This is a genomic window from Streptomyces sp. A01, assembly GCF_059026195.1.
The window spans coordinates 392,579-405,745 of sequence record NZ_JBWLKN010000001.1 but is presented as its reverse complement, the minus strand read 5'-3'; the positions used below and the strand labels follow the sequence as shown (position 1 = coordinate 405,745).

Annotated in this window: 14 protein-coding genes; 9 read left to right on the top strand and 5 right to left on the bottom strand. The window is 71.8% G+C overall.

All coding sequences use genetic code 11. From position 1 onward, the window contains the following. Positions 1-9: 9 nt before the first annotated feature. Together AC5P1B_RS01610 and AC5P1B_RS01605 are read right to left on the bottom strand one after the other, a co-directional pair. The gene (locus AC5P1B_RS01610; protein ID WP_493884298.1) at positions 10-564 is read right to left on the bottom strand and encodes a GNAT family N-acetyltransferase; all 555 of its coding nucleotides are present in this window, start codon (positions 562-564) and stop codon (positions 10-12) included. 109 nt (positions 565-673) lie between these two features. Beyond that, positions 674-1,627, bottom strand: coding sequence for a GNAT family N-acetyltransferase (locus tag AC5P1B_RS01605; protein WP_493884297.1), 954 nt, complete (start codon positions 1,625-1,627; stop codon positions 674-676). A 211-nt stretch (positions 1,628-1,838) separates the two neighbouring features. Here AC5P1B_RS01605 and AC5P1B_RS01600 point away from each other — a divergent pair, with 211 nt between their 5' ends. Beyond that, entirely contained in the window at positions 1,839-2,765 is a 927-nt protein-coding gene (locus AC5P1B_RS01600) for a phosphotransferase (RefSeq protein ID WP_493884296.1), read from the top strand. 24 nt (positions 2,766-2,789) lie between these two features. Here AC5P1B_RS01600 and AC5P1B_RS01595 read toward each other — a convergent pair whose 3' ends face one another. Then, positions 2,790-2,990, bottom strand: coding sequence for a DUF1918 domain-containing protein (locus tag AC5P1B_RS01595; protein WP_493884295.1), 201 nt, complete (start codon positions 2,988-2,990; stop codon positions 2,790-2,792). 380 nt (positions 2,991-3,370) lie between these two features. Here AC5P1B_RS01595 and AC5P1B_RS01590 point away from each other — a divergent pair, with 380 nt between their 5' ends. Further along, complete coding sequence (locus tag AC5P1B_RS01590) at positions 3,371-4,528, top strand: ROK family protein (RefSeq protein WP_493884294.1); 1,158 nt, start codon at positions 3,371-3,373, stop codon at positions 4,526-4,528. Between the two features lie 70 nt (positions 4,529-4,598). On the opposite strand, the gene AC5P1B_RS01585 is transcribed toward AC5P1B_RS01590, so the two are convergent. Then, positions 4,599-5,378 carry a GntR family transcriptional regulator gene (locus AC5P1B_RS01585; protein ID WP_493884487.1) on the bottom strand — a complete coding sequence of 260 codons (780 nt, stop codon included), beginning with the start codon at positions 5,376-5,378 and terminating at the stop codon, positions 4,599-4,601. Positions 5,379-5,682: 304 nt separating this feature from the next. Between AC5P1B_RS01585 and AC5P1B_RS01580 the strand changes: the two genes are divergently transcribed. Further along, positions 5,683-6,429 carry an SDR family oxidoreductase gene (locus AC5P1B_RS01580; RefSeq protein ID WP_493884293.1) on the top strand — a complete coding sequence of 249 codons (747 nt, stop codon included), beginning with the start codon at positions 5,683-5,685 and terminating at the stop codon, positions 6,427-6,429. Between the two features lie 183 nt (positions 6,430-6,612). Here the strand turns inward: AC5P1B_RS01580 and AC5P1B_RS01575 are convergent, their stop codons facing one another. Then, positions 6,613-7,671 (bottom strand): methyltransferase domain-containing protein, encoded by a 1,059-nt coding sequence (locus AC5P1B_RS01575; protein ID WP_493884292.1) that lies wholly within the window; start codon positions 7,669-7,671, stop codon positions 6,613-6,615. Between the two features lie 253 nt (positions 7,672-7,924). Between AC5P1B_RS01575 and AC5P1B_RS01570 the strand changes: the two genes are divergently transcribed. From AC5P1B_RS01570 to AC5P1B_RS01545, 6 genes are read left to right on the top strand one after another with little or no spacing between them, the layout of a single operon-like run. Next, a complete protein-coding gene (locus tag AC5P1B_RS01570) occupies positions 7,925-9,367 on the top strand; it encodes a dihydrolipoyl dehydrogenase family protein (RefSeq protein WP_493884291.1) in 1,443 nt (480 codons plus the stop codon). Further along, the gene (locus AC5P1B_RS01565) at positions 9,367-9,513 is read left to right on the top strand and encodes a hypothetical protein (protein WP_493884290.1); all 147 of its coding nucleotides are present in this window, start codon (positions 9,367-9,369) and stop codon (positions 9,511-9,513) included. Before AC5P1B_RS01570 ends, AC5P1B_RS01565 begins: the two co-directional genes overlap by 1 nt. Before the next feature lie 44 nt (positions 9,514-9,557). After that, entirely contained in the window at positions 9,558-10,982 is a 1,425-nt protein-coding gene (locus tag AC5P1B_RS01560; protein WP_493884289.1) for a radical SAM domain-containing protein, read from the top strand. Between the two features lie 3 nt (positions 10,983-10,985). Continuing rightward, positions 10,986-11,771 carry an MTAP family purine nucleoside phosphorylase gene (locus AC5P1B_RS01555; protein WP_493884288.1) on the top strand — a complete coding sequence of 262 codons (786 nt, stop codon included), beginning with the start codon at positions 10,986-10,988 and terminating at the stop codon, positions 11,769-11,771. Beyond that, positions 11,771-12,445 carry a TIGR04282 family arsenosugar biosynthesis glycosyltransferase gene (locus AC5P1B_RS01550; protein ID WP_493884287.1) on the top strand — a complete coding sequence of 225 codons (675 nt, stop codon included), beginning with the start codon at positions 11,771-11,773 and terminating at the stop codon, positions 12,443-12,445. Before AC5P1B_RS01555 ends, AC5P1B_RS01550 begins: the two co-directional genes overlap by 1 nt. Further along, positions 12,442-13,158 (top strand): TIGR04283 family arsenosugar biosynthesis glycosyltransferase, encoded by a 717-nt coding sequence (locus AC5P1B_RS01545; protein ID WP_493884286.1) that lies wholly within the window; start codon positions 12,442-12,444, stop codon positions 13,156-13,158. Before AC5P1B_RS01550 ends, AC5P1B_RS01545 begins: the two co-directional genes overlap by 4 nt. The last annotated feature ends 9 nt before the right edge of the window (positions 13,159-13,167 follow it).

The window sequence follows — 13,167 nt, the reverse complement described above, 5'->3', positions numbered from 1 at the left end:
CCTTGACCGTCAGGCGGCAGTCTCGCTCCGCGAGTCCGCCTTCCAGTCCTTGGCAAGGAGCCCGAACAGCACCTCGTCCAGGAACTCGCCCAGCACCCAGGCCGAGGAGCGCAGCACGCCCTCGCGGACGAAGCCGTTGCGCTCGGCGGAGCGCCGCATCGCGGCGTTGTCCGACAGCGTCTCGATCTGCAGCCGCTGCAGGCCGCGCACGACGAAACCGTAGTGGCACAGCACCGCGACCACGTCGGTGCCGTAGCCCTTGCCGCGGGAGGACGGCAGCAGCCCCAGCCCGATGTGCGCGGACCGGTTGTGGTTGTCGATGTCCCACAGCGTCGCGGCGCCGACCAGCGTGCCGCCGTCCAGCTCCACCACGGAGAACGGGACGTGCCCTTGTTCCTTGTCGTCCACCACGAACTGCGAGTCCTTCGAGCCGGGCGTGATCGGCCGCCACGGCTGGCCTTGGGCCCGCGAGGCGTTGACCACGTCGCCGTGGAGCTCGGCCTGCAGGATCGGGATGTCGTCCTCGTGCCGGGCTCTGAGCCCGACCTTGCTGCCTCGTAGCATGCGAGCTTCCTATCCGACCGGGCTGACCGGCGGCAAACCAATAAACGGTCGTCTCAGGCGGTGGAGCGGCGGTGGCAGACGAGGACGCCGGCCGGGACGCACCGTTCTGTCAGACGGGGCGGATCAACTCCCACGTGTCGACGGCGAAGTCGAGGGTCATGCCGTGACGTTCGTACAGGGCGAGCGCGCCGCTGCTGTTGTCGGTGTCCACTCCGAGGCCGATCCGGTGGCGGCCCAGCGCCGCGTGGTGCCCGAAGGCGTGGCGCAGGAGGTAGCTGCCCAGGCCGTGGCCCCGGGCCTGGCGCAGGACACCGAGGTGGCCGATCCAGGCCATCGAGGCGCGGTCGTTGTGAGTGTGCACAACGGCGGCGTCCCCGAGGCCGTCGACGCTGGCGATCCACGTCAGTGACCAGTCGGCGTGCTGGGCGTCCATGTCGTCCAGCCACTGTGCGTACGTCCGGGGCTGGAAGTCGAAGTGCTCGGCGAAGGATTCCTGGAGCAGCGCGTGGACGCGGCGACGGTCCGCTCCGGTCAGGCAGGAGCGCAGCGTCACACCGGGCGGCGGCGCCGGCAACGGGTCGGTCGCGCCGTCCAGATGACGGGCCATGACGTGGTAGCGGCGGACCGGGCGCCAGCCTCGGCCGCGCAGCGCCCGCAGGTCCGCGGTCGGGGCGATGTTGAGCTGCGTGTGCACCACCGCCCGCGCCGCCCCGCTGGCGGCCGCCCGCTCCGCGGCCCGGGCCTCCATCAGGTCGAGCAAGTACTGGGCGCCTCGCGATTGGCCGGGCAGCACGTAGTGGTCCATGTCGATCCGCTCGCCGCCGGACTCGTCCCACAGCAGCCCGAATCCGACCAGTCGGCCGCCGTCGGACAACAGCCAGGAATCGCGCTCCAGCTCCACCTCGGGATGCCTGAAGTTCGCGTGTACCTCGGTCAGCGGGGTGTCGGCGCGGCCGATTTCCAGCAGGTCGATCTCGTTGAGCAGCGCGCACACCGCTGCCGCGTCGTCGAGTGTCGCCGGGCGCACGGTCAGGCCGGGCGGCAGTGCGGTGGGCATGGCCATGGGCCCACTGTCCGGCGACGGCGGCCCGGCCCGCAACGGACTTTTCCGGGGCCCGAGCGCAGCGGTGACGGTAGCGTGGGCGTCCTTGCCGCCTTCGGCCTGCCCGTGTCAGTGGCGTGCGGGACGGTGGCGCCCCCGGACGGTCGCCAGGTGAACGGTCGGCCGTGAATTCCCGTGACGACGGCTTGCGCGCTTCCTAGTATCGGACCTTGTGCTCTCCCCTCCTTCCTTCATCGATGACCAGGCGATCGCGCGCGCGGTCGCTACACACTGGCTGCCCGAGGTCGCCGACATCGGCTACCTGCCCTGGGGTTTCGGCGCGCACCACTGGCGTGTGGCCGGTGGCGGCTCGACCCTGTTCGTGACGTTGGACCAGGTGGCGCCCCGGCACACCGAGGCGTCGCTGGAGGCCGCCTACGCGGGGGCTGCCGCACTGGCCGCCGCAGGTCTGGGCGTGGTGTGCGCACCGTTGCCCGCCAGGTCAGGACGGTTCACCGTCGACATCGGGACCGGTGCGCTCAGTGTGACGCCGTGGCTGGCGGGGCGCAGCCCGACCGAGGCGGAGGCGGGCGAGCCCCAGCACGTTCGCGAGGTCGTTGTCGCGCTGGCCGAACTGCATCAGGCCGAGCCACCGGACAGCCTTCGCTCCTGGGCTCCCCAGGTCGGCCCCGGGTTCGCTGATGAGCTACAGACTCACACCGCCCGGCCCTGGACGTCAGGACCGCTGGCGGAGGAGGCTCGCGTCGCGATCGCCGCGCACAGTGGCGCGATCAAGCGCTGGACCAGCCGGTACCTGGAGCTGGCGGACATCGCGCTCTCCCGCCGGGACGCCTGGGTGCCGACCCATGGCGAGCCGCACAACGACAACCAGGTCATGGGTCCCGACGGGCTGAAGCTGGTCGACTGGGAGTCGCTGGCTCTCGCGCCGCGCGAGCGGGACTACGCGGACCTGCTCGCCGCCGGTGCGGGCGACCGCTTGCGCCCTGACCCGGCGATGGTCGAGTTGTTCGCGCTCGACTGGCGGCTTTCTGAGATCGCCGAGTACGCGCGCTGGTTCGCCGCCGCGCATACCGGCACCGAGGACGACCACACCGCCCTGGAAGGACTCCATGAGGAGTTGTCAGAGGCCCCGGAATGAACCCGCGACCGCCCGCATGGGGAGTCAGCCCTGGTCGGTCGTCTTGCGGTGGTCAACCACGCTGTCCGGCCCTGGACTCATGATGGTCTCGTGGCCGTTTTCAGAGCGCACGCGGTAAGGCGGCGTGCCATCCGGGCCGAGGACCTCGACGATCTCAACGACCTGATCGTGCTTGCCCACGACCCGGCCATGTGTCACGAGGCGGTCCCCTTTTGAGGCGTGCATCGATACGTCCCTCTCCGCTCAGCCTTCGGCAGCAACACCACTCGATGACAAAATGTCACAACCGCGAGCGGAATGTAACCAGGCGTCCGCGATAGGGGGCTATTCGGTGGCTTCGCCTTACGCACAGGCACACACAGAGACGTAACAGAGACGTAACAGAGACGTAGACGTACCCACCCACGTACGCGCACGCGTGCGGGCGGACGGCCCCGGGCGGCCAAGGCGGTGGTCTCCAGGACGGCCGGCGGCGCCCACGGTGACGCGCCGGTGCGTGCGGGCAGGGCATGGCGCGCATGGGCGGAAGTGAAGCCCTGGGAAACTCGCCGGGGCACGCGGCAGCGGATACGATCCGGCAGACACGTACAGGTAGGGAGACCGGGTTGGGGCGGCTCACCGGCGGGGACCCGTCACTGCTGCGGCGGATCAACTCCGCCGTGGTGCTGCACGCGCTACGCGCGGTGGAGTCCGCGACTCTCACCGACCTCGTACACGTCACGGGCCTGTCCCGGCCGACGGTCGAGGGCGTGATCGAAGGGCTGGCAGGCAGCGGCCTGGTGGTCGAGGTACCGGCCGAGGAGGGCGAGGCCCGCCGCCAGGGACGCCCGGCCCGCAGATTCCGGTTCCGCGCGGAGGCGGGTCACCTGTGCGGGATCGAGATCGGCTCGCACCGTGTCTCCGCGCTGCTCTCCGACCTGGACGGCCGGATACTCGGCTCCGTCTCGCGTGACGTCCCGGAGAAGGCGTCGGCGGACGAGCGCCTTGAGCGGCTGCGCAGCGGCGTCGCGGAACTGCTGCGCCGCGCGGGCGTGGCGCGCGGCTCGCTGCGGGCGGTCGGGGTGGGCAGCCCCGGCATCGTGGACGCGGAGGGCACGGTGCGGCTGAGCACCGCCCTGCCCGGGTGGACAGGGCTGCCGCTGGGTGAGCGGCTGCGGCGCTCGTTCCGCTGTCCGGTGCTGGTGGAGAACGACGCGAACGCCGCCGCGGTCGCCGAGCACTGGAAGGGCTCGGCGACCGGTTCCGACGACGTGGTGTTCGTACTGGCCGGGCTGAGCCCGGGCGCTGGAGCGCTGATCGGCGGTCGGCTGCACCGGGGTTTCGGCGGCGCCGCCGGGGAGATCGGAGCCCTGCACCTGCTGGGCGGCGAGGCACCTCCCGAGGAGGTGCTGTCCACCACCGGAGAGCCCCTGCACCCGCTCGACGAGGGACAGGTGGCCAAGGTGTTCGCGCTGGCGCGCGCGGGCGACAGCCGGGCGCGCGCGGCCGAGGCCCGCTTCATCCACCGGTTGGTGCACGACGTGGCGGCGCTGGTGCTGGCCCTCGACCCGGAGCTGGTTGTCGTCGGTGGCTGGGCCGCCGGTCTTGACGGCGTACTCGACCCGCTGCGCGGCGAACTCGCCCGCTACTGCCTGCGCCCGCCGCTGGTCGCCCAGTCCCTCCTGGGCGAAGCGGCGATCGCGACGGGCGCGCTACGGCTGGCGCTCGACCATGTGGAAGAGCAGCTGTTCGCGGTGGAGAGCACGGTCACGGCGCGTCGCTGACCGGCCATCAGCCCCGGCCCGCGCCGTCAACGGCCGCCCCGCGGTCGCCGCGACCCGAGCCCGCGCCGGGTCAGCCCGCGAGGAGCTGGGTCGCGCCGGGGTCGCCGAAGGTGAGGCGGCAGGTGTCGGCGCGGTAGGTGGCGACGCCGACGGCCGCGGTGCGGCCTTCCGCCAGATAGCGCGTGGTGACGACGAGCACCGGCGCGCCTGGCAGCCGGTCGAGCGCCTTGGCGTCGTCGGCTCGCGCCGAGCCGAGCTCCACCGCCCGCTCCTGGCCTTCGAGTTCGAGCCGCTGCAGCTCACGCAGGACGGCGCGGGCGCGGGCCGGACCTCCGGTGGACGGCACGGCTGTCACTCCCGCGGGAACCGCCGCCACCTCACTGAGGGACAGCCCGGGTACGGACGCCGTCGGCACGTACAGCAGTTCGGCCGCGACCGGGTGGCCATCGGTGGTCAGCGCGCGGCGCACGGTGTGGACGGACTCGCCGGGCTCGGTGCCCAGCAGCTGGGCCACGACGGCGGGGACTTCGGTCTCGGCGCTGTCGAGGGATTGCCAGGCGTCGGCGACCGTTCCCGGCCACGCGTGCTGGCTGTCGCCCACCGAGACGCCCATCCGCGGCGGGGCGACGGTGGTGCCGACGCCGCGGCGGCGCTGGAGCCTGCCTTCCAGCTCCAGCTGTTCGAGGGCTTGCCTGAGGGTGGCGCGCGCGACGCCGAAGCGGGCCGCGAGATCGCGCTCGTTGGGCAGGATCTCACCTACCGCGAATTCCGAGTCGAGCGCGTTGCTGAGCACCGTCTTCAAGTGCCAGTACTTCGGCTCCGGCACCGTATCGAGCTGCGTGGTCCCCACCCTGTCCTCCACGATCGCCGTCTTGCCCGACCGGAGTTGCCCGGCCGCGCGTCCGCCCTGAGTTATGCGCACTTCTTTATTAAAGGTTGTTTCAGTAGGGGTCCGACGATAGGACGGCGCGCCACCTTGGTCAAGACCAATTCCCGCGCCACTCGTCCGTGGCGGCTCGGGTAGCGTCAGGACCCTCGCGCGATGCGGTCATGACAGCGCGGGGAAACGGCCTTCGCGCGCGAGGGCGCGGGGTATACCGAACAGCTGGCCTCCGGACACCTGGTATCCGGACGACGAAGCGGGGAGCGACCTCATGGATCAGGTCACGGTGGTCACCGGCGGCAGCAGAGGCATCGGCGCCGCCGTCGCCGTACGGCTGGCACGCGCCGGCCACAGCATCGCCATCGGGTACGAGCGCGCCCATGAGGCGGCCGAGGCCACGGCGTCCGCCGTCCGCGCCGAGGGCGTGCGCTGCGTGACGGCCCAGGTGGACACCAGCGTCGCCGACCAGGTGGACGCCCTGTTCGACACGGCCACGGAGCAGCTGGGAGCCATCACCGGGCTGGTCAACAACGCCGGGATCACGGGCCTGCTCGGCCGCTTCACGGAGACCTCGCCCGAGGCGATGCGCCGGGTGGTCGACGTGAACGTGACCGGAGCGCTGCTGTGCGCCCGGCGCGCCGCCCGCGAGATGTCCACCCGGCACGGCGGTGGCGGCGGAGCGATCGTGAACATCTCCTCCGGCGCCGCCACGACCGGCAGCCCTGGCGAGTACGTGCATTACGCGGCCAGCAAGGCCGCCGTCGACGCGATGACGATCGGCCTCTCCAAGGAACTGGCGGCGGAGGGCATCCGGGTCAACTCCGTCCAGCCCGGCATGGTCGTCACCGACATCCACGCCTCAATGGGCGACCCCGACCGGCCCTGGCGCGTCAAGGACCGTGTCCCCATGGGCCGCCCCGGCGAGCCGGACGAGATCGCGGGCGCCGTCGCCTGGCTGATGTCGGCGGAAGCCTCGTACACCACCGGCGCGGTCCTACGGGTCGCCGGAGGGCTGTGACCAGCGCTGCTGGAACGCGCCAGCAAGCGGTGTCCGTGACCGCCCGCTCACGAGTCCGGCCAGGGGTCTGGTCCGGCCATCGCGTGGAATGTGACGCGTCGGGTCCCGGGTTCCCGGTGCGTGCGTAAGCGGTGTGAACATGCCGGGCCCGGGCGATCGGTGGCGTCCGGGCCCGGCAGGCGCTCAGCAGCAGCCGGCTCCTGTACCTGTGCCGCTGGTGGCCGCGGTATCAGCGGGGGCGCAGGGGAACAGGCCGAAGTGCGTGCTCTTGTCGCCGGTCACGGTGAAGTGCGGGGCGTACCGGGTCAGGCTGAGCATGTCGGCGGTGTTGCCGCAGACCAGCATCGGCTTGCCGGTGTGGAAGCGGTGGTGGTCGTCCAGGTCGAAGTCATGCGGGTGCTCGGGGAGCGTGCCGCGATAGACGGCGACCTGGCCGTAGTCCTCGCAGCGGTCCTCCAGTGGCATGGTGAACGCCCGGACGGTGCGTGAGGTGAAGGTGGCGAAGCCGATCTTCCGCTCGATGTCCGGGCTGCTCAGCGTGATGGGTGCGGTGGCTACCGTACGGGCGTCCGCGCAGCCGGACGCCTGCGTCAGGCGGCGGAAGTCCTCGCTGTACAGCGCGCCGGCGAGGCACTCGCCGACCAGTTCCGCGTCGTCCATGAGGGTGGCGGGCAGGCGGCGGTCGGCGAAGACGTCGGAGAAGTAGAGTTCGCCACCGGGCTTGAGGACCCGGAAGATCTCCCGGAAGACGCGCGGCTTGTCGGGTGAGAGGTTCAGCACGCAGTTGGAGACGACCAGGTCGATGGAGCTGTCCGCGATACCGGCGGCGGCCAGGTCTTCGATGTAGCCCCGGTGGAACTCCGTGTTGGCATACCCGAACCGCTTCGCGTGCCAGTCCTGGTGGCGGCGGGCGACGGCCAGCTGCTCCTCGGTCATGTCGACGCCGATGACCCGGCCTTCGGGACCGACGAGTTGGGACAGGACATACGCGTCGCGCCCACTGCCGCAGCCCAGGTCCAGGACGGTGATGCCATCGAGCGCGGCGGGGATCGGGGAACCGCAACCGTAGAAGCGGTCCTGGACCTCCTCGTGCACGCGGGTGAGTGCGTCGGCGATGTGGGGTGGCGGCGCCTCGGCGGTGCAGCAGGCCGAGGTCTTCAGGTCCTGCGAGGACGACAGCACCGTGCCGTAGTACTCCTTGACGGCGTCTGTCAGGTGGCCGGTGGATACGTCGGTCGCCATGTTTCTCCCCTGGGATGAAGGCGATGAGCGTCGGCGTGCGGATGCCGCCTGCGCCGGGAACCCACCGAGGGGCGACTGGCATTCCCTCCGAGCCGGACACGCCGGACACGCCGGACACGCCGGAATCAGTAGTGTGCCCGCCGGTGCCGTGGGCCGTGTCGAATGAGTCGTACCCGAAGGGAAGGCGGAAGCCACCCGAACGGGTTTCCTTGCCGCGACGACGACGAGAGGCGAGTGAGGGGGCACGATGAGCATGGGACATCCCCCGCGGAGTGTGGGGACGTACGACCTGGTCGTGATCGGTGGCGGAAGCGCCGGACTGACCGCCGCGCGCACCGCCGGCCGCCTCGGGGCTCGCACGCTGCTGGTCGAACGGGACCGGCTGGGCGGCGACTGCCTGTGGACCGGGTGCGTGCCCAGCAAGGCGCTGCTGCACGTGGCAGCCGACGTGCGGGCCGCACGCGGGGTGGGGCGGTACGGGCTCCAGGCGGCGGACGGCCCGGCCGACCTCGCGGCGGCCATGCGTCATGTCAAGCAGGCGATCGGGGTGATCGAGCCGCACGACTCGGCTACGTCGCTGCGGGAGTTCGGTGTCGAGGTGGCTCACGGGGATGCCGTCTTCACGGGAGCACGGAAACTGCGGGCCGGCAGGCGGGAAGTGGCCTTCCGGTACGCGCTGATCGCGACCGGTTCGGCCCCCTCCGTGGCTCCGGTCCCGGGCCTGGCCGAGGCCGAGCCGCTGACGAGCGACACCGTGTGGGGCCTGACCGAGCTGCCGGAGCGGCTGGTGGTACTGGGCGGCGGGCCGACCGGCTGCGAGCTCGCGCAGGCGTTCGCCCGCCTCGGCTCCCAGGTCACCCTGGTGGAAGCCGTGGACCGGTTGCTGCCGCGCGCGGAACCCCGCGCCTCCGCGCTGGTCCAGGAGCGACTGGAGGCCGAGGGGATCACGGTCCTCACCGGCTACCGGGCCGAGAAGGCCGACGAGGGCGCGGTGTACGGGCCGGGGCGGCCGATCCCGTACGACCGGCTGCTGACCACCACAGGGCGCCGGGCCAGCACCGGCGGCCTCGGGCTGGAGACAGCCGGGGTGGAGACGGATGAGCGCGGCCACGTCCGGACCGACGGCCGGCTGCGGACGAGCAACCCGCGCGTCTACGCGGCCGGGGATGTCACCGGCACGCCGGGCGGGGGCTCCGGGGGGAATTCCCCAAGAAGCAGCAGCACCCATCTCGCCGGAGTGCAGGCCGCCTCCGCCGTCACCGACGCGCTGCTCGGCGTGCGCCGCCGTATCCGCTACGACGCGGTGCCCTCGGTGACGTACACCGACCCCGAGGTCGCCCACGTCGGCGTGACCTCCACCGAAGGAGCCCGCGCGCTCACCCTGGACCACGACCGGGTGGACCGGGCCGTCACCGACGGCCGCACCGACGGCTTCACCTGCCTCGTGCTGGACGGACGCGGGCGGATCGCGGGCGCGACGGTGGTCGCCCCGCGCGCCGGGGAAACGATCGCGCACCTGGCCACGGCGGTGCGCCTCGGCTGGACACCCTCGCAGTACGCGAGAACCGTGCACCCCTACCCCGGTTACGCCGACGGACCCTGGCACGCCGCGCTCACCGACGTCTACGCCCGGCTCGCCGCGCACCGCGGGATCATCGGCTCCCTGCTCGGTCTGCGCAGGAAGGTGCGGTCGTGATGCTGGGTCCGGCCCCGGCCACGGTCCTGATCGCGGCCGAGGCCGCGGCCGGAGTGAGGTTCCTCGCCCCGCCGCACTCGCGGCGGGCCGCACGCTCCGGGGGATCGGCCACCGCCCGGCAGAACCTCGCGGCGACCGGCCCGTGACGCCTTTGACCACTCGTCCGACACCGAGAACGGAGAGGTACCCGATGGGAATCCTGGCGCGACTGCGAGCCGTCGAGCATGCCACCCGGCCCTACGATCCGGAGTTCGTGGCGGCCATGCGACGCCGGTGGGCTGAACTGCCCGCCATCGTCAGGACACCGGGGCAGATCATCGGACAGCACGGCGTCGGCTGCGAAGGCACCCACGGCGTCTTCCCGAAGTGCAACCTGAAGTGCACGCCCTGCTACCACTCCCGGGACGCCAACCAAGTGCGCGTGGATGGGCCGCACACGCACGAACAAGTGGCTGCCCAGATGGGCCTGCTGCGCACGCTGCGCGGCCCGCGCGCCCACACCCAGCTCATCGGCGGCGAGGTGAGCCTGCTGCCGCCCGACGACCACGCCACCACGCTGGAGATCATGCGGGAGCACGGCCGGGAGCCGATGAGCTTCACCCACGGCGACTTCGACTACGACTACCTGGAGCGGCTCGCCCTCGGCGACGACGGCGAACGCCGCTTCACACGGCTGTCGTTCGCCGCGCACTTCGACAAGTTCATGTACGGCAGGCGCGGCATCGAACGCCCACCGGGCGAGCAGGCCCTGAACCGCTACCGCAAGCGCTTCGCGGACATGTTCGCCAGGCTGCGCCGCGAGCACGGAGTACGGTACTTCCTCGCGCACAACATGACCGTCACCCCCGGCAACCTCGACGAGATCGCCGACGTCATCCGCGACTGCCAGGGCATGGGGTACGGCATGTTCTCCTTCCAGCCCGCCGCCTTCCTCGGTGACGAGCGGCGCTGGAAAGAGCGGTACCGCGAGGCCACCCCGGACACGGTATGGGCGGAGATCGGGCGCGGCGCCGGACGTACGCTCGGCTATCACGTCTTCCAGAACGGCGATGTGCGCTGCAACCGGACCGCGTACGGCTTCTTCGTGGGAAAACGCTGGTATCCGTTCCTGGAAGAGGACGATCCGCGCGACCTGGCGGTGCGCGACGGCTTCTTCCGCCACTTCGGAAAGGTCAGTTTCACCGGCACGCCGCCCGCGCTGCTCGCCGCCAAGCTGGCCCGCGTCGCCGCCCGCCACCCGTCCACCGTGGTGATCGCCCTGCGGTGGCTGGCCCGTACCGTCGGCCGGGTCGGTGTGCCGCGGCTGCTACGCCACCGCTTCCGTGTCCGCCCGGTCACCTTCGTGATGCACCAGTTCATGGACGCCGAAGTCGTCGCGCCTGCCTGGGAGATGATGGAGCGCGGCGAACAGGCCCTGGACCCGAGGCTGCGCGAGACCCAGGAGCGGCTGGCCGCCTGCCACTACGCCATGGCGCACCCCGAGGATGGCACCCTGGTCCCGGCATGTGTGCAGCACGCGGTGCTCGACCCGGCCGAGAACGCCCAACTGCGCACGCTCCTCCCGCTCGTCGAGGTCCGTACGTCCGTCCGCCGTCCCGCCACACAGGAGAAGTAACCCATGCGCATCGGCGTCATCACCGGTTCCGGCACCTACGACTGGCCACAGCTGGAGAACGCGGCCCAGCGAACCGTCAACACCGCGTTCGGTGAGGCCACTGTCACCGAAGGCAGCCTCAACGGGGCCGAGTTGGTGCAGCTGTCCCGGCACGGCGCCGGTCACCACCGCCTGTCCAACCAGGTCGACCACCGCGCGAACCTGGCCGCCCTGCTCGCCTGCGAGGTCGACGCGCTGGTGTCACTCACGGTGTGCGGCGCGGTCGACCTCGCCGCCGAGCCCGGCTCCCTGGTGGTCTTCGACGACCTGTACTTCCCCAGCAACCGGCTGCCTGACGGCTCCCCCTGCACGTGGCACGACTCTCCCGGCGCCGCGGGCCGCGGCCACTGGATCTTCGACCGCCCGTTCAGCGAGCCGCTGCGCCAGGTGCTGATCGCGGCCGCCGCGAGCACCGGCACGCCCGTTGTCGCGGGCGGCGTGTACGGGCATGTGGACGGCCCCCGCTTCAACAGCCGCCCCGAGATCGCCGCCCTGGCCGCCGCGGGCGTCACCGCCGTCAGCCAGACGGCGGGCCCGGAGGTGGTACTGGCCGGGGAGGCCGAGCTGCCGATGGCTCTGGTCGGCTTCGTCACCGACTACGCCAACGGCGTCGCCCCGGAACCCGAGCCCCTGGACGCCCTGCTGGCCCGTATGGCGGCGAGCAAGGAGATCTTCCCGGCGCTGGCCGCCCAGGCCCTGCCGGGTCTGGATTCCGTGGCGCCGGTCGGCACCGTCTACCGGTTCAGCTGATGAGGACGCGGCGTACGCCCTCGGTGCTGGTCATGGCGAAGGCACCCCGTGCGGGCACCGTCAAGACCCGGCTGCACCCCCTGCTCGGGCCCGAGCTCTGTGCCGTCCTCCAGGCCGAGCTGATCCGGCACTCCCTGGACATGGCGTCGCCACCTGGACGGCGCACCTATCTCGCGTACGCCCCAGGAGACGGCGAGGACAGCGCGGACAGCGCGGACGAAGAAGCCCCTCCCGGCGTCCGCCTGCTCCTCCAGCGCGGCACCGGTCTCGGGCAGCGGCTCACCTCCGCCGTCGTCGAGGCGTTCGCCGACGGCGCGGGTCCGCTCCTGGTCATCGGCACCGACGCGCCGACGCTGACCGGCGAGCACCTGGCAGCCGCCTCGACCGCCCTGGAACGCCACGACGTGGTGCTGGGTCCCGCACTGGACGGCGGCTACTACCTGATCGGCATGAACCGCCCGCATACCCGGTTGTTCGGCATCGATCCGGCCCTGTGGAGTACGGACCGGGTGCTGGCCGCTACCCGGGCGATCGCCGCCGAGGAGCAGCTGAGCGTGGGACTGACGCACCCCCTGCGGGACCTGGACACCCCCGACGACGCTGCCGCGCTGCTCGCCGATCCTCTGACGCCGCCCCGGATCGCCGCGCTGCTCCGGCCCACGGAGGCGGTGTGAGCCGGGTATCGATCATCGTTCCCGTACTGAACGAGGAAGCCACCATCCAGACCGCGCTGAGCCGCCTGTGCCGCGACTTCCCCGGCTGCGAGGTGATCGTTGTCGACGGTGGCTCCACGGACGCCACCGTCGAACTCGCCACGCCCTACGCCACCGTGCTGCACAGCGCACGGGGCCGCGCGCGGCAGATGAACGAGGGAGCCCGGCACGCCGCTGGCGAGGTGCTGTGGTTCGTCCACGCCGACACCGCCATCGACGCGTCGGCCCTCGGCCAGATCCACGCCTGCCTCAACGACCCCGCTGTGGTCGGCGGGGGCCTGACCATCCGCTTCGACCGCCGTACACCCGGCCTGAACTACCTGGCCCGCGCCTCGAACGCCCGCGCCCGCCGCCTGCACCACGTCTTCGGCGACCAGGCCATGTTCATCCGCCGTACCGTCTTCGACGCACTCGGCGGCTTCCCGGACCTGGCCATCATGGAGGACCTGGAGATGTCGCGGCGCCTGCACCGGCGCGGACGGCTGTGCCTCCTGCCCGCCACTTCGACGGCCTCATCCCGCCGCTTCACCGCCCACGGCACCTGGCGCATGATCGTCTTCATGCAGTACCTGAAGCTGCTGTACTTCGCGGGCGTCGACCCGGAGTTCATCCGCGCCCGCTACGCCGCGGGTCCCCGGCTCGCCCTCAGCAGGCACCGGGCTCCCGCCGCGTGAGCAGCCCTG

Excerpts from the sequence above, each read along its gene's own strand:
- AC5P1B_RS01610 (WP_493884298.1), bottom strand. The coding sequence starts at position 564 with ATGCTACGAGGCAGCAAGGTCGGGCTCAGAGCCCGGCACGAGGACGAC.
- AC5P1B_RS01605 (WP_493884297.1), bottom strand. The coding sequence starts at position 1,627 with ATGGCCATGCCCACCGCACTGCCGCCCGGCCTGACCGTGCGCCCGGCG.
- AC5P1B_RS01595 (WP_493884295.1), bottom strand. The coding sequence starts at position 2,990 with ATGCACGCCTCAAAAGGGGACCGCCTCGTGACACATGGCCGGGTCGTG.
- AC5P1B_RS01580 (WP_493884293.1), top strand. The coding sequence starts at position 5,683 with ATGGATCAGGTCACGGTGGTCACCGGCGGCAGCAGAGGCATCGGCGCC.
- AC5P1B_RS01575 (WP_493884292.1), bottom strand. The coding sequence starts at position 7,671 with ATGGCGACCGACGTATCCACCGGCCACCTGACAGACGCCGTCAAGGAG.
- AC5P1B_RS01570 (WP_493884291.1), top strand. The coding sequence starts at position 7,925 with ATGGGACATCCCCCGCGGAGTGTGGGGACGTACGACCTGGTCGTGATC.
- AC5P1B_RS01565 (WP_493884290.1), top strand. The coding sequence starts at position 9,367 with ATGCTGGGTCCGGCCCCGGCCACGGTCCTGATCGCGGCCGAGGCCGCG.
- AC5P1B_RS01560 (WP_493884289.1), top strand. The coding sequence starts at position 9,558 with ATGGGAATCCTGGCGCGACTGCGAGCCGTCGAGCATGCCACCCGGCCC.
- AC5P1B_RS01555 (WP_493884288.1), top strand. The coding sequence starts at position 10,986 with ATGCGCATCGGCGTCATCACCGGTTCCGGCACCTACGACTGGCCACAG.
- AC5P1B_RS01550 (WP_493884287.1), top strand. The coding sequence starts at position 11,771 with ATGAGGACGCGGCGTACGCCCTCGGTGCTGGTCATGGCGAAGGCACCC.